The organism is Pseudomonas morbosilactucae (assembly GCF_023241715.1).
Taxonomy (GTDB): domain Bacteria; phylum Pseudomonadota; class Gammaproteobacteria; order Pseudomonadales; family Pseudomonadaceae; genus Aquipseudomonas; species Aquipseudomonas morbosilactucae.
Genome location: NZ_JALQCW010000058.1, coordinates 77410 through 93211, shown reverse-complemented (window position 1 = coordinate 93211; position 15802 = coordinate 77410). Strand labels below are relative to the sequence as shown.

Genomic DNA, 15802 nt, shown 5'->3' with positions numbered 1-15802 from the left:
CGGTCGGCAATGACCGGGCTTGAGTCCCTGGCGGTCAGCGCAGCAGAAGCAGGAGCAACAACCCGAAACGGCTGTGGAAACCCCAGGTCACCAAGGCCAGCATGACCGTGGTCGAGGCACCGAGCCAGGCGAGCCGCTTGAGCAACTGCCGGTGCCGCGCAGGGCGCTGACGGCGTTCGGGAGCCGGATGCCGATCGAGTTGCTGTGCGGAGTGGTTGGCCAGCCAGGCCTGGTTTTCCAGGCGATTGACCGGGTGGGATCCAGCATAAATATTCTTGTCGTTCATCGCGGTGCACTTCCTTGTGTGAGGCATTTGCGCCTGCGATAAACCTTCACCGATTGCCTGAAGGGGGTCAATTCAGGCGATTCTCAATATGCTGTCAGACAAGTCACTTCATGTTGTCGGGCATGCCTTAAGCGTAGGGGCTGTCCCAGTAACGCCGGTACATTCCCAGGTTCTTTTTCAGGCCCAGCGGCAAGAATCGCTCTTGTTGGCTGAGTTTGTAGGCGACCAGTTTCACCGCGTTGCGCAGCAGCGAGCCGGGCCATTGCAGCACGCGCCCGGGGCCGAGAAACGCCAGCTCCGATTTGACGTAGCGCAGGCCTTCGCCGCCGGCGCCGCCGAAGGTCTGGCGGATCCAGGGTTCGCGGCCATGGAACACGCCAATGTCGAAGTAGCGGCGGAATTCTTCCTTCAGCGAATAGTTGTGGGAGTGGTGGGCGCAGGCCTGCCCTTCATAAGCGATTTTCCAGCCGGCGATGAGCATTTTGGCGGTGACGTACATGTCCTCGGAGAGGATCACGTGCACGGGGAACCCCCCGACCTGCATCAGCGCCTCACGCCGGTAGGCGGCGAAGGAGTTGGACATGAAGACCGTCTTGATGCCCAGGGTCGGCGCGTCCTCCAGGCTTTTGACCTGGGACTCGGCCGGGTAGTTGAAGCGCCGTGCATGCTCGGCCAGCGGAGTGGCATTGAGGTGGGGCAATTGCCGGCCACAGACCGCGCCCACCTGGGCATCGGCAAAGGGCCGCACGATTGCGGCGATCCCTTGCGAATCGGCCAGGTAGGCGTCCTGGGTCATGAACACATAGACGTCATAGTCGGGGTGACGCTGCACCATCAGTTGCCGGGTGCCGCCGTGGTTGAAGTCCTTGCTGTCGATGCGCAGCACGTTGGCACAGCGTGCTTGGGCCAACTCCCAGGTGCCGTCGCTGGAGCTGGAATCGACGATCAGCGTATCGAAGGGCGCGCTCTGCCGTTCCAGGGAGTCCAGCAGGCGCGCCAGGTCGTTTCGGCCGTTGTAGGTCGGAATCACAACGGCCACTTTGAGTGTCGACATCATTCACCCTCCAGCTTCAGGACGCAGGGGCGCGCCAGGGTCGTAACCAGGCGGCAAGAACCAGCAACAGCAGGAGCCCCACAGCGGTGCTCAGCCCCAGTTGCCAGGCAATCGATTGCAGTGGATGCAACAGCAGCGCTGCCAGCAGCATGCCGCCGGCACCGATCAGCCAATGACTGCGCCAGGGCACCAGGCCCAGCAGTTGCTGGCGACGTAGCAGCAGCAGCCCGGTCAGGATCACGCCGCCGATGGCTGCCAGGGCAATGCCGATCAAGCCGAAAAAGTACGGCAGCAGCCCCAGCAGTACAGCGTTGAGCAGGCTGCCCAGCAGCTCGCAGTTGAGGGGCAGGCGCGTGTCGCCGGCAGCGTAGGCATAGCGCGCCAACAGGGCGTTCCAGGCCCCGAACATCAGCGGCACCGAGAACCAGGCGAGCAGTTCCGGCAGCGGGCTGTCGGCCGCCTGGTTGGGCAGCAGCAGGTGCACCAGGGCCGCGGCGGCGCCGATCAACCCGACTACCGCCGGAACGGTCAGCAAGGTGGCGCTGCTCAAGCCTTTACGCAGCAGGACCAGGCGCTGTTCGCCGGCGCTGCCGCTCATCAGCCCGAGCAGCACCTGGTTGAGGCTCATCAGGGCGATCAGCGGCAAGTTGATCAACTTGCGCGCCAGGTTGATCCAGGTCACCGCGCCTTCGCCGAGCAGCGACGCAGCCATGCGCTCCAGCAGGGCCAGGCCCTGGCTGGCCAGGTTGCTGCTAAGCAGCGGGCCGATGCGTTGTAGCAGTTCCCGGCCAGCGCCCGGCAGCCGCTGCCAGCGCCAAGGGCGCCAGCCGTCTCGGTACAAGCTGGGCAACAGCACACTGGGCATCAGCAGGCTGCCCAGTACGCAGGCCGCCGCCAGGCCATCGGGGCTGGCGGCGTGCCGATACAGCGCCAGGTACAACACGGGCGGCAAGTTGAACAGCAAAGAGCCCAGGCCTGCGAGGACGAAGCGCGCCCGGGCTTGCAAGGGCACGCAGAACAGGCCGTGGAGGAGGAACCCGGGGGCGCACCACGCCAGCCAGTGCAGGCCGCTGCTGGCCAGTGCATAGCCGTCGCTGCCCAGCCCCGGCCCGATCAGTCGCACCCACAGAGGGGCTCCGACGCTCAGCAGCGCCGCGAGCAACAGGCCGCACAGCAGCAGCCACGGCACGAGGGTGCTGAGCCAGGCCTGCTGCTCGGTACTGTTGCGTTGCTGATAAAGCGGCAACGCCGCGGCGCTGAGCAATCCGGCGGCCAGGGCCATGCGCAAGGCTTCCGGCAGAAACATCGCCACCAGAAAACCGTCGCTTTGCCCGCCGGCCCCCCAGGAGGCCACCAGCAGCCATTCCCGAGCGAAGCCGGCAGCCAGCCCTGTCAGGGTGGCCAGGGTCAGCCAAAGCGTCGAGCCGAACATGGCGCGGCTCAGTGAAACAAAGTGAACAGGCCTTTGCCGCCCACTTTGTAGGTCAGGTTACGGCAGCGTTCGCCTTTGATCGCGGCATCCGGCCCACCGACGATGGCGTAGGCCGGGATGGGTTTGCTCACCACGCAGTTGCCGCCGACCACGGCGCCTTCGCCGATGTCGGCACCGAAAGACAGCAGTGCCCGGCTGGCGATCCAGGCGTAGTCATGAATGTAGATAGGCCCGCCGACGGCCCAGAATTCAGGGGCCTGCAAGTCGTGGCCGCCGGCGATGATCAGCACATGAGAGGCGATGGTGACGTGGTCGCCGATGATCAGGCCGCCTCGGGCATCGAGTTGGCAGTGCCAGCCCACGGTGCTGTCCGCACCGATGCGCAGGCTGTCGACCCCCAGCACCTCGGTGTTGCGCCAGACCGACGAGCCCTTGCCGATCTTCGCCCCGCCGATGCGCAACCACAGCAGGCGCAAGGTGTGGCTGGGAATCTTGCAGATGAGGATGTTGTAGGCCTGTTCCCAGACCCGCAGCATGCGGTCGCGGAGGGTGGGCCAATTGATCCCGTACAGGGGAATCAGCGCGCCCTTGAGTTCGCGTGCCAACACCCCGTAGAAACGCCGGGGCAGAGGCGGCTCGATGCGGGTTTCGATGTTCAGGTAGCTGATGAACGTCAGCACATTGCCCTTCAGGGGCTGCTCGAAAATCACGTTGTTTTCCAGCATCCACTCATAAGCCGCTTCGAGCTCTTCCAGGCTGACGGCCATTTTTTGCGCGTATTCAGGCAGGGCCTGTCTCAGGTTCAGCGAGTGCATCAGGCGATGTTTCATAGGCGGCTTCCTGAAGGAGATAAGTCTGTAGGGGCGCTTTTGCGCTTGAGGCGCTGGGCCTCGTGCAGGTTCAGGCCCAGCAGCAGCCAGAACAGGGCGATCAATACCTGGGTGAAGCTGAAATAGTGGTCGAACACGCCGCTGATCAGCGCCGCCGTGACCCCGGCTCCGGTGCCGAGCCAGATGGCGTTGTCTCGGGTCAGTGTCAGGGGTTTGAACGGCAGGCGAGTTTCTCGCCACCAACTCCAGATCACCGCGACGAACAGCAGCATGCCGGGCACGCCGAGCTTATAGATGAAGTTCAGCCAGAGGTTGGAGATGCCCCACAATCCGGTGCCGGGTACGGGCGGGTCGACCTTGAAACCGATGCCGAAGGGGAACATGGCCATGGCGGCGGGGAAGTGTGAGTACTCGTCGAAACGCACGCTGGTACTGGCATCGGATGAGGAGAACATGGTCCCCAGGCGATCCTGCAGCGGCGGGTACAGCATCAGCAGCAAGGTGCCCAGGGCGACCCCGGCCATCAGCATGCGCCCGGTGTAGGGGATGCGGTTGCGGGCCATCCACACCAGCACCACCAGTAGGCTGAGCAGCGCCCCGCGGGACCCGGACAGCAACAGCCCGACCGCGCCCAATGCCGCCACTGCCAGGCCCAGGGCCCGGGGCCAGCCGCTGCGGGTCAGGCCAAAGCAGAACGCCAGGGGCAAGGTCAGGGCCATGGCGCCGCCGGTGACGTTGGGGTGCATCCAGGGCGAACCCATGCGCGTGGACAGCGCGCTGAGGCTGTCCCCCAGTACGTCGATGCCGCCATAGCCAAGGCCGGCAAGGATTGGGGTCATGGCGGTGGCGGTGCCGTTCTTGAGGAACACCGGGATCGACAGCAACAACAGCAGCAGGGTGCCGAGCAGCAGGCCGATGACCATCTGCTCCCGGGCTTTTTCCTGGTCCAGCAGGCGCGGCACCAGGAATAGCACCGACAGGTTCATCAGCCAGCGCACCCAGTTCACTGGGCCATTGCCATCGGCATTGACCGTCAGTTGGCCGATCAGGAACGGGAATGCGCTGAACGCCATCAGCGCCAGCAGGAGTTTTTCGGTGCGCAGCAATTTGCCGGTGCGGGTCAGGTTGGAGAACAGCCCCTGGGCCAGCACGCTGCCCCAGACCAGCAGGATCAGCGCCTCGGACACCGTGGTGCGCAAGCCGATCTGCACGGTGGAGTAAGGCAGGAAGGTGGCGATCACCGCGAACAGCAGCAAGCCACGCAACGGGCGCCGGATGATCGTCACCGTCGCCATGATGCCAACCATCAGCACCAGCACTTTAAGCGGCGGCAGCAACCAGACCAGCACCCCGAACAGCAGGCTGCAGATCAGCGCGATTGGCATGGCCATGGGCATTACTGGAGTTCCTCGAGCAAGGCGTTGAAGCGTTCCTGGTAGGCCGCTTCGGCATACCGTGCGGCCCAGGCCTTGAGCTCGTCGGGGTTGTCCGGCGTGGCGCTGGCCAATTGCACCATCAGGTGGGTTAGGGCCGGGCTGTCGGTGGGCGAGAAGCGCGGACTGTGGGGCGGGGTGATCTCATCCAGGGCCGAGCCGCTGGCCACTGCCACGCCGGTGCCGACACTCAGGGCTTCGATCACCGGCAGGCCGAAACCTTCGGCATACGACGGTTGCCACAAGCGCTGGGCCTGTTGATACACGGCCTGTAGCTGGGCATCGCTGAGGTCGCTCAGGTAGTGCAGGCCCGGCAGGTGCCGCAGTTCATCCGGCAGGTGCTCGGCGGCGCCCACCAGCACCAGTTCCGGCACCTCGGGGCTCTGCTGCCGAGCAGCGTGCCAGGCACTGACGAACCACGGGATGTTCTTGCGCGGCTCGCGGGTGCCAACGGCCAGCCAGTAGCGGGCAGGCAGTTGCAGGTCGCTGATATCGGCCGCGGCACCGGTGAAGCCAGGCACCAGGTTGGGCAACACCCGCACCTTGTCCCGGGCTTCGGGGAACAGCTTGACCAGCTCATCCGCGGTGTATTGCGAAGGGGTCCAGATACGGTCGGCCTGTTTGACCGAATGGCCGATCGACAGGCGATCGGTGAACCGGTACACGCGCTCCTTGAGCCGGGAGCCATGGCTGTTGTTCAGGGTCAGTTGGAACAGGTCATGCAGTTGTAGGACATAACGCAGGCCGGCGGGCTTTTTGCCCAGGGGCAGGCCCATGTTGAAGTTGCAGATGTACAGCTCGACTTCGGCCCGGCGCAGGGCGTCGGGCAGAAAGGCGCCCTCGAACCTGAGCCGGCCGGGCAGGCGATGGATGCCTTGCAATGGCGCGCCCCAGCTTGGGCAATGCACGCGGCGGCGCAGCGGGTGGTCTTCGGGTGCCACGCCGAATAGTTGCAGGCGTACCTGCGGGTTGGCGCGCAGGGCGTCTTCCAGGGCCAGGTTCTGCCGGCCAATGCCACTGTTGCTGTAGCCCGCGGCGGGGCGGTAATCCAGACCTATGCGCATACGGACACTTCTTCTTTGAGAGGGGAAAGATGGTGGTAGACCGCTTCCAGTTGGGCGGCGGCCACGGCCCAGTCATGTTCGGCCCTGACGTAGGCACGGCCGGCTTCGCCCACTTGCAGCAGGCGCGCCGGGTCGGCCAGGGCATCGGCGAGGATCTGGGCCAGTGCGCCAGGGTCTTCGCTGCCCAGGTAATGCTCGCCGTTTTTCACCCGTAGGCCGGAGCTGCCCTGAGCGGTGGTGACCACAGGCAGGCCGGCGGCCATGGCCTCCAGCACCTTGAGCTTGGAACCGCCACCCTGGCGCAGGGGCGCGAAGAACACCGCCGAGTTTTTTTGCAGGTCCCGCAGGTCGGGCACAAACCCCTGCCACTCGATGCGTGGATCAGGCCAGCGCTGACGGAAACTGTCGGGCAGGGCATAGCCGCAAATGGCAAAGCGCACCTGCGGGTTGAGTTGCCACAGGCGCGGCAGAATCGCCTCCAGGGCCCATTCCACGGCATCCAGGTTGGGGCTGTATTCGTAGTTGCCGATAAACAGCAGGCGCTGGCTGTTCAGGTCCGGGCGCACACCCGCGTAGTGCTCGCAGTCCACGCCGTTGACCACCACCGCCGTAGGTTTGCCGGTCAGTTGCTGGAGGTTGGCAGCGTCTTGTTCAGTGACCGCGATGACCTGGGTCGCCTGGCTGAACACCCGGTGCTCCCAGCGCCGGTAGCGCCATTGGTCATAAAGGGTGAAGGGCTTGGCCCAGGTGGGCAAGCGATCGTAGCTGGCGGCGCCGAGGGCGGACTCGACGTTGTGCTCGGTGAGGATAAAGTCCCGCTGCAACTGCTGGAGGGGGGCTTCAAAGGGTTGGAAGCTGTAGCTGTGTTCGATCTGGATCACGTCCCAGGGCTCGTCCAGCAACTGGCGAAAGCGCGCCTGTAGCGATGGCGTCAGGCCGTTGACAGAGGCCAGCATCGGATAGGGCGCCAGCAACACCGCAAGCAGCGTTCGCAGGCTGCGCAAGGGCCGGCGCGGCAGCACGATCAGGCGTTCCAGCCAGGGCTCCAGGGCCTGGCGGGTGGCGTCATCGAGGGCGGTCTTGGACTGCACCAGCAAGGTGATGCGATGCCCCCGCGCTGCCAGGGCACGCAGCAGGTGGTACTGGCGGGTCTTGCCGCCGCTGGTGGCCGGCCAGGGCAGATAGGGCAGGGTCCAGAGAATTTTCATCGTTACCACACCAAGAGTTGCAAGCTGGTTTTCAGCGGCACCCGCACCCCTTGCCCATCGGCAAGGGGCGTCTGGGTGCCGGTCAGAGGGTCGAACAAGGTGGCGTTGTGCACCGAAGGCACATGCAGGCTGGTGCCGCTGGCACTCCATAGCATCCACACGTGGGAGCCGTCGGGACGGGTCCAGGCAATGCTGTAGAGGTCACTTGGGGCATCGTTCAGGGCCGGTGGGTCGGCCGGTTCCAGGCGCGGGCCGGTGATTTCGAGGAAGCGTTTGAGGGCCGTGTACACCGGCTTGGGTTCGCCGTTCAGGTCCAGCAAGCCGTAGGACTGGTCACGGTTGCTGGCACGGGCATCCAGGTCACTGAGGTTGAACAGGAAGATCCGCTGATAATCCATGCTGGCCATCAGGGCCAGGCGGCGCAGGGTGTAGTCGGCCTGGCCGTCGACGCCGATCATGGCCTGCATTTCCCGGGCGCCGCTGGTGTAGCTTGACCACCCCCATTCGGTGGCCCAGACCTGTTTCACACCATGGCCGTGCAGGGCGTCGTTGAGGAAGTTGCCCTGCACCAGAAAGTCCCGGGCGTCGGGGTCGTCACCCTCGGGGTGCTCCGAATATGGGTGATAGGCAGCGATCAGATCCTGCTGACCCAAGCCTTGTTGCAGCAGGTTTTCCAGCATCAGGCCCGGGGTGTTGCGCATCTGGCTGTAGTAGGCCATGCCGGCGGTGGCCACCGGTTTACCGGGGATGGCGCTGCGGATCGCCTGGGCGGTGGTGTTCAACAATTGGCCGTAGGCAAGCGGGTCTTCCTTGGGGCGCCAGACGATGTTCGGCTCGTTCCACACCTGCCAGGTGTTCACCTGTGGATAACGCTGGGCCAGCATCGCCATGCGCTGGGCGAAGACATTGGCGTCCTTGGGCGGGTACTGATCGGTATTGCTGGCGCCCGCCGGGGCCGAGGTGGCAAAGGGCGCCGAACCTACCAGGTACGCCAGGGTGTTGTAGCGATGGTCGTTGATGGCATTCATCGCGCCATCCAGGCTGTCGAGCTGATAGTGGCCCTGGTCCGGCTCGATCATCGCCCAGTGGATCGTCAGGCGTACCCAGTTCAGGCCCAGATCGTCGAGGCGGCTCATCTGCTTTTGGTAGGTGCCCGGGTTGAAGTACTGGAACTGCGCGTTGACCCCGAGAAAATCCTTCCACTGCACCGCCCGAGGCGCCCGCAACGGGCTCTGGGCTTCGGCTGTTCCGGACCAGGGCAGGCTGCTGATGGCGAAGGCCAGCACCAGCAGCGCCGGCAGCCAGATCACCGGTTTACGCCACATGGCCGGGGCCTCCGCAGGCGTCCTGGAACACCTGGATAAAACGTTGGGCGGTGTGCTGCCAGACCCGCTGGGCGCCGATCATGCTGGCGTGTTCGGCCCAGCGCACAGCCAGTTCCGGGGTGGCGCACAGGTGGCTGATCTCTGCCGCCAGGGCCACGACGTTGCCTTGGGGGAAGATCACGCCGTTGTCCTGGGCCACCTCTTCGGCGAAGGAGCGGGCATCGGACGTGATCGCCCCACGCCCGCAAGCCACGGCCCAGGACAAGGCGCCGCTGGTGCCGCGCAGTTGGCCGAGCAACTTGAGTTTGCTCGATTCCCGGTACGGCAAGACCATCACATGGTGGGCCTGGATTACCCGCGGGATGTCGGCGGCCGGCAGGTCCAGTCGCCAGTCGATGCTGTCTTGCAGGTTCAGGCGCTGGATGTGTTGGCGCAGTTGATCGAGGTAGCTGCCACTGCTGCCGAAGGCCATTTCCGGCTCGCTGCCTCCGGCCAGGGTCAGGCGCAGGCGGCTGCGCAAGTCGGGTTGTTGGGCAAAGGTCATGGCCAGGGCGTCCAGTAGGTCCTCTATACCCTTGCCGCGATAGATAAAGCCGAAGTACAGCAGGCGTATGGGGTTCAGCGGTGGCAGGGGCTGTGGTTCGATCACCAGGTTGCCGTGGGGGATCACCACCATCTGCTCGGCCCGCAGGCCCATGCGTTGTCGCAGGCTGTGGCCGCCGGCTTGGGTCAGGGTAATCAGCCGGGTCAGGCTGCGGGCCAGTTGTTTCTCTTCATGCAGGCACAGCGGGTCGGCGAGCACCGTGGCGATTTGCGGCAAGGGCGAAGGCCAGCGGCTGGCCAGGGACAGCGGCCAGGGCAGCGTGGCCCGGCGCCAGACCAGGCGTTCCGGGTCATGCACGGTGGCGGTCAGGGGCAGGTTTGGAAAACGCTGGCGCAAGGCCCGCAAGGCATGGAATTCCGCCAAGCGTCCGCCACCGATTTCGGCATGCACCAGGTCGATGCCTTGCCAGTCGAATTCGGCCACCTGTTGCAGCGCCCGGGGCAGCAGGTTGCCAGACCCGGCCAGGGGAGTGCTGACGCGCACGCCATGGCTTTCCAGGGCAGCCTTCAGATGCCCGGCATAGTCGGCGATGCCGTTCTGTTCCGGCGGCAAGGGGGCCAGCAGGGCAATGTGCATCAGCCGTGGCTCCTGAATCGCGCCATGACGTTCAGCACCTTCTCGGGAATGCCGAAGCGCCGGCGATTGATGATGATGCCGTCGACACGCTTGAAGGCGGTGTTGAGAATCGACAGGGCATTTTGCAGCACCGGCACCGTGGTGGTTTCGGCCTCGACGATCAGGGCGATCAGGTCCGCTTCACGCAGGGTGACGAAGGCCTCTTGATTGGAGAAGAAGCCCGAGGCCTCCAGCAGCAGGATTTCCCCCGGGGCTGCTGGGGGGGCGCCATTGACCCGCACGGTGTGCCCGCGCTCCTGCAGCAGGTTGCGCAGGTGCTCGGTGACAAAGGTCACCCCTTCACCCTTGCGCGCCGAGGTCAGGCCGATGGCCAAGCCGTGTTCGGCCACCTGTTCCAGAGGCAGGATCCCGTACAGCCGGTAGAGGCTGGCGATGAAGGCGCTGTTGCGTTGCGGCAGGTGGCTGTCGAGGTCTTGCAGGCTGCTCCAGACCTTGACCCCAAAGCGTTCTTCGATCTGGTCGCCATCGTGGATGCGCTGGTCCAGCAGGTAGAAGAAATACAGCGCCATCAGGCCCACCGCCAGGCTCAGGGGCAGGGCCAGGAACAGCATGGCCAGGCTTTTGGGGAAGACGCGGCTGGGCTTGAACGTGGCTTCTTCAATTACCGCGATGTTGCTGATCTGGCTCTGGTCGAGCTCACGGTCGATGCGGGCTTTTTCAGTGCTGTCGCTGTACAGGGCGAAGCTCTTTTCCGCGGCATCCAGTTCACGCTGCAGGCGCGCCAGTTCGGGCTCGATGGCCAGGGCCTGGCGTCGATCTTCTTCAAGTTTGGCCAGCTGGGTTTCCTGCTGGGCGGCTTGGGTCTTCAGGCGGCTGAGGCTGGCCTGCTGGTCGGCGAAGCTGTTTTGCAGGCGGGTGTACACCGGGTTGGGGGCGAGGTTTTCGCTGCGTTGCACCGTGGCGTTTTCGGCCTTGAGCAGGGCTTGCAGGTTGGCGATCGCGGTGTCCATGGCGCGCACGGGCGGTGCCCCTTCCTTGAAGGTGCGGAGCATCTCTTGGCGCTCGATCTGCTTGGCGTTGATGCGCTGCGACAGGTCCTGGCGATCCGGGTTGAGGCTCATCTGCCGGCCGATGCTGATTTCTTTTTTCATGCTGTTGAGCTGGGCCTGGATGGTGTCCAGGCCGCTCTGGGTCGAGGCCACGGCGCGGGTGGTGTTGAGGTGCTCGCCGCGCAGGTTGTTGAGGTTGCGGGAAATGTCATTCAAGCGCTCGGCAATGCTCACCGCACCCAGGCGATTGAGGTAGTCGGCGATCTGCTGTTTGTAGCCCAGGATGCGGGCATTGGTGGCGGTGCTTTCGCCTTCATAGAAGGCGTACAGGCTTTTTCGCCCCAGGGTCTGGGTGCGCTCCTGCTGGTACAGCTCGACCCAACTCTTGACCACGGCCTGGGCCACGGCGGGGTTGTTCCAGGAAAAGCTGATTTCCATCACCGAGGAGCCGGGGGCGTGGGTCACGCTGAAGCTCTTGAGCAGGCGTTCGGTGAGGCGGTCGACCGGGGATTGTTTTTCCACCAGGCCAAGCAATTGCAGGAAGCTGCGAATGCCTTCGACCATGCCTTCCAGTGCGCTTTTCACCGCGTTTTTCACGCTGGCCAGAAAGCCCTGCTGTTCCGGCTGGCGGGACAGGTCGGCGAGGTACTTCTCCGCCACCTTGCGGGCGATCGGCGCGCCGCTGAGCATGCGCTCCTCGTCGATGATCGGGTCACGCTGGGCGCTGGGAATAACCACCGCCTGGCGATCGGCAATCTCGATCGGCAGGGTGCTGGTGTCGCGTCCCGGCTTGACCAGCAGCAGCGCCGTGGACTCGAAGCGATTGGGCAGCAGGAAGGCCCCCAGCAGGATGATGATGAAGGTCACCAGCACGGTGAGTTTCACTTCGCGCTTGAAGATGAAGAACAAGCGCAGCAAATCGCGGAAGGAACGGATATTGATCATCTGGGCTGTCCTTGGCGATCAGTTGTTGTTATTGCGGTTCAGTTCGTAACTCGCGCCGATACCGATCGACTTGGTGAACGGGATCAGTTGGTTGAGGTACAGGTCGACCCATTCGATGCCGTTACCCACGCTGGACTTGGGCACGAACACCACATCGCCCCGTTGCAACAGCACCGGCGCGGCACCGGCGGTGCCAGCGATCATGAAGTTGCGATAGTCGAAGAAGTAGGTCTTGTAGCGACCGTCCTGCTCCTGGCGCAGCAGGGCGATATTGCGGCTGTCGGCTACTGGCAGGATGCCGCCGGCGCCGATGATCGCTTGCTCCACCGTGGTCGCCACCGTGACCGGCAGTGACGCCGGGTTACGTACGAAGCCACCGATAAACACGGTGTTGCTCGGGGTCTGGGAGATGTTCACGGTCAGGGCCGAGTCCTGATAGATGTCCTTCAGCTTGGCTTCCAGCACCTGGGTCAACTGGTCCGGCGTCAGCCCGGCGGCCTTGATCCGGCCCACGTAGGGATAGGCAAAAGTGCCGTCGTTGAGCACGACGAACAGGGTCAGTTCGTAGATCGAGTTGGCGGTGAAGGCCGAGATCGACGGCGCTTCACCGGTGTTGCGCACGATACGCAAGGTGTCGCCGGCGCGGATCCGCTCCGGCGGCAGGGGCTTGCCGGCCAGGGCCAGCCCTGCCTCATGGCCGGCCTTGAGTTCCTCGCTTTGGGGCAGTTCAACCTTGGCGGGAATGCTGCAAGCGCAGAGCAGCAGAGCGCTGATAATCAGCAGGCATTTTTTCATTGCGGGTTCTTCCTGGCGTCCATGGTTACAGCTCCCTGTCGGGTTGCAGGTCAAGCCTGGTGCCTGTTTCAGCTCGTTGGGGTGGCGGGAACCCGCCCGTAAATATCGGTGAAGCGCACGATGTCGTCTTCGCCCAGGTACTCCCCGCTCTGCACTTCAATCATCACCAGGTCGATCACCCCGGGATTGACCAAACGATGGGTGCGGCCGGGTTTGATAAAGGTCGATTCATTGGTGTTGAGCAGGAATTCATCCTCGCCGTTGGTGACCCTGGCCATGCCGCTGACCACGATCCAGTGCTCGCTGCGATGGTGGTGCATCTGCAGCGACAGCGAGGCCTCGGGGCGCACCACGATGCGCTTGATCTTGAAGCGCGAACCCTCTTCCAGAACCGTGTAGGTGCCCCAGGGCCGGGTGACGGTGCGGTGCAATTTGTAGGCGTCGTGCCCCAGACGCTTGAGCTCCTGGGCGATCAGCTTGACGTCCTGGCTGCGCTTGCCATCGGCAATCAGCAGGGCATCGGGGGTGTCGATGATGATCAGGTTGTCCAGGCCCACGCCGCCCACCAGGCGTTTGCGCGAATCGATGTAGCAGTTGGTCACGTCGTACAACACGGTCTCGCCATTGCACTGGTTGCCCTGGGCATCCGCTGGGCTCAGCTCACGCACCGCCTGCCAGGATCCGATGTCGCTCCAGCCCAGTTGGCAGGGCACCACCGCGACTTTTTTCGAGCGCTCCATCACTGCGTAGTCGATGGAGATATCCGGCACCCGGGCAAAGCTGTCGCTGTCGAGTTCCAGTTGCAGTTCGTGGTTGCCTTCACGGCGATGACTGAGGTCCAGGCACGCCTCGACCGCGCTCACCACGTCGGGGGCGTGCTCGCGCAATTCCTGGAGGATGCTGTCGGCACGCATGCAGAACATGCCGGCGTTCCACAGGTGCAGGCCGCCATCGACATAGCCCTGGGCCGTGGCCGCATCGGGTTTTTCGACAAAGCGTTTTATCTGGAAGCTGTCGCTGTTCAGGGCCTGGCCCTTTTCGATATAGCCGAACCCGGTTTCGGCCTTGTCCGGCACCAGGCCGAAGGTCACCAGCCAGCCTTGTTCGGCCAGTTGCCGGGCACTGTGCACGGCTTCGGTAAAGGCGCCGAGGTCCTTGATCAGGTGGTCGGCGGGCAGCACCAGCAGCTGCGCGTCCTCACCGTACAGGCGGCTGACGTGCAGCGCCGCAGCGGCAATCGCCGGGGCGGTGTTGCGGCCGAACGGTTCGAGGATGAAGTCCAGGTCCAGCTTGCGACGATTCAGCAGGCGGTAGTCATCCACGGTGCGGAAGAACACCTCGCGGTTGGTCACCGTCAATAGGCGCGTCACATCGTCCAGGCCGCTGGCGCGCACGAAGGTCTTCTGCAACAGGCTCTCGCCATCGGGCAAGCGCATGAAGGGTTTGGGCATCGCCTCCCGGGATACGGGCCACAGGCGGGTGCCGGCGCCGCCGGCGATGATGCAGGGAATGAGAGTGCTCATTCAGAAGGCCTCGCGAGTCATGATCACGGATGGAACGGTGCGGAAGAGGATGTACAAGTCAAACCAGACCGACCAGTTTTCGATGTATTCCAGGTCGAATTCGACACGCTTCTCGATTTTTTCCAGGGTGTCGGTTTCGCCACGATAACCGTTGATTTGCGCCAGCCCGGTAATGCCCGGCTTGACCCGGTGGCGCGAGGTGTATTCCTTCACTGCCTCCTCGAAAAGAATGCCAGCGGCCTTGGTGGCGGTGGCGTGTGGGCGCGGCCCGACCATGGACATGCTGCCGCCCAGCACGTTGAGCAGTTGCGGCAGCTCATCGAGGCTGGTCTTGCGAATGAAGCGTCCGACTCGGGTGATGCGCGGGTCGCCTCGGGTGGTTTGCTGCTCGGCATTGGCGTCTGCCAAGTGCTGGTGCATGGAGCGGAATTTGTAGACCTTGATCAAACGGTTGTTGTAGCCATAACGCTTCTGCTTGAACAGCACCGGGCCTTTGGAGTCGAGCTTGATGGCCAGCGCCACCGCGAGCATGACCGGTGACAGCAACACCAGGGCCAGGGTCGACAGGAGCATGTCTTCAGCGCGCTTGAAGAACGGCGACCAGCCGCGCAACGGCACTTCCGAGGCGTTGAACATCGGCAGGCTGGCCACTTCGGTGATGCGGTTGTGGGCATGCCGAAAGGCGACCATGTCCGGCACCAGCAGCACGTTGACCGGCAACCGGCGCAACTCACGAATCACGTAGGCCATGCGGTTTTCCGCGGACCAGGGCAGGGCCACCAGCACCTGGGTGACCTGGCCCTCGCGGATCAGTTTTTCCAGGTCGCTGGAGTTGCCCAGCAATGGCAGGTTGCACAGGGTCTTGGGCAGGCGGCCGATGCGGTCGTCGATAAAGCCGATCACGCCGGAGCGGATGTCCTGGTGCTGGGCCAGGTATTCGGCCAGGCGCTGGCCGTTCTCGGTGGCGCCGAGGATCACCGCGTTTTGCAGGAACACACCGCGTTGCATCAGTTGCTGGAACAGGGTCAGGAGAATCAGGCGTTCGATGCCGAACAACACCAGGCTGCCGCAGAACCAGATCAACAATTCGCTGTTGCTGAAGTCATCGAACATCTGCATGGCGCGGTGCATGAACATCAGCACGCAGAAGGAAGAGGCCCAGGCAAAGAGGGTCAGTTGGAAGCGCAGCCGGTTGCTGAAAATGCTTTCGGCGTAGACCCCCAGCGCCTGGAAAATCATCACGCTGATGACCCCGAAAAACAGCAGGACGGTCAGGTCATTCTTGATTTGCGCGTGGTTTGGATCGGGGACCAGCATCATCAACAGCAACCCCGGGAGGATCGCCGTAACGCCGTGGACCAGGCGGATACCTAACAGAAAGTACTCGACCATGCTCGGCCGGGTAAGTAACAAACTATCGACTGGTTGCAACCGCATAAGATCAATTCCCTCGACCCTTGGCGACAGCCTCTGCTGAAAACCTCTTCAGCCAGAGCGTCAAAAAACGACTTGTCACGCCTGACCATCCCTGATGTTTCTACGATAGCTTTGACGCGGCCAATATGGGACCCGTGAATGTTAAGAGACCCGTGTTCTTGACGAGTTCAGTTGAATTTCTGGCGTAGTGCCGCGCGCCGATATCGACCACTCGTCATCTCTGGAACTCCGGCTGAGTAAA

At 63.7% G+C, this 15802-nt stretch carries 13 protein-coding genes; all 13 read right to left on the bottom strand.

The features are described 5' to 3' along the window. Positions 1-34: 34 nt before the first annotated feature. Positions 35-286 carry a hypothetical protein gene (locus M1B34_RS21035; RefSeq protein ID WP_123328201.1) on the bottom strand — a complete coding sequence of 84 codons (252 nt, stop codon included), beginning with the start codon at positions 284-286 and terminating at the stop codon, positions 35-37. A 127-nt stretch (positions 287-413) separates the two neighbouring features. Beyond that, positions 414-1340 carry a glycosyltransferase family 2 protein gene (locus tag M1B34_RS21030; protein ID WP_268266141.1) on the bottom strand — a complete coding sequence of 309 codons (927 nt, stop codon included), beginning with the start codon at positions 1338-1340 and terminating at the stop codon, positions 414-416. Between the two features lie 16 nt (positions 1341-1356). Continuing rightward, the gene (locus tag M1B34_RS21025) at positions 1357-2772 is read right to left on the bottom strand and encodes a lipid II flippase MurJ (RefSeq protein ID WP_268266140.1); all 1416 of its coding nucleotides are present in this window, start codon (positions 2770-2772) and stop codon (positions 1357-1359) included. 8 nt (positions 2773-2780) lie between these two features. Then, entirely contained in the window at positions 2781-3602 is an 822-nt protein-coding gene (locus tag M1B34_RS21020) for an acyltransferase (RefSeq protein WP_123328199.1), read from the bottom strand. Further along, positions 3599-4999: an O-antigen ligase family protein gene (locus M1B34_RS21015; protein ID WP_268266139.1), complete on the bottom strand. Its 1401-nt coding sequence runs from the start codon at positions 4997-4999 to the stop codon at positions 3599-3601. The genes M1B34_RS21020 and M1B34_RS21015 overlap by 4 nt, the downstream gene beginning before the upstream one ends. After that, positions 4999-6099: a glycosyltransferase family 4 protein gene (locus M1B34_RS21010; RefSeq protein WP_123328197.1), complete on the bottom strand. Its 1101-nt coding sequence runs from the start codon at positions 6097-6099 to the stop codon at positions 4999-5001. Before M1B34_RS21010 ends, M1B34_RS21015 begins: the two co-directional genes overlap by 1 nt. Beyond that, positions 6090-7307 carry a glycosyltransferase family 4 protein gene (locus M1B34_RS21005; protein WP_268266138.1) on the bottom strand — a complete coding sequence of 406 codons (1218 nt, stop codon included), beginning with the start codon at positions 7305-7307 and terminating at the stop codon, positions 6090-6092. Before M1B34_RS21005 ends, M1B34_RS21010 begins: the two co-directional genes overlap by 10 nt. Positions 7308-7309: 2 nt before the next feature. After that, complete coding sequence (locus tag M1B34_RS21000) at positions 7310-8632, bottom strand: beta-galactosidase (protein ID WP_268266137.1); 1323 nt, start codon at positions 8630-8632, stop codon at positions 7310-7312. Next, positions 8622-9812, bottom strand: coding sequence for a glycosyltransferase (locus M1B34_RS20995; RefSeq protein WP_268266136.1), 1191 nt, complete (start codon positions 9810-9812; stop codon positions 8622-8624). Before M1B34_RS20995 ends, M1B34_RS21000 begins: the two co-directional genes overlap by 11 nt. Continuing rightward, positions 9812-11806 carry a GumC family protein gene (locus M1B34_RS20990; RefSeq protein ID WP_123328193.1) on the bottom strand — a complete coding sequence of 665 codons (1995 nt, stop codon included), beginning with the start codon at positions 11804-11806 and terminating at the stop codon, positions 9812-9814. The genes M1B34_RS20995 and M1B34_RS20990 overlap by 1 nt, the downstream gene beginning before the upstream one ends. 18 nt (positions 11807-11824) lie before the next feature. Further along, complete coding sequence (locus tag M1B34_RS20985; protein WP_268261567.1) at positions 11825-12601, bottom strand: polysaccharide biosynthesis/export family protein; 777 nt, start codon at positions 12599-12601, stop codon at positions 11825-11827. Between the two features lie 68 nt (positions 12602-12669). Continuing rightward, entirely contained in the window at positions 12670-14124 is a 1455-nt protein-coding gene (locus M1B34_RS20980; RefSeq protein WP_268266135.1) for a mannose-1-phosphate guanylyltransferase/mannose-6-phosphate isomerase, read from the bottom strand. Continuing rightward, positions 14125-15561: an undecaprenyl-phosphate glucose phosphotransferase gene (locus tag M1B34_RS20975; RefSeq protein WP_123328190.1), complete on the bottom strand. Its 1437-nt coding sequence runs from the start codon at positions 15559-15561 to the stop codon at positions 14125-14127. It lies immediately after the preceding gene. Positions 15562-15802: the final 241 nt, after the last annotated feature.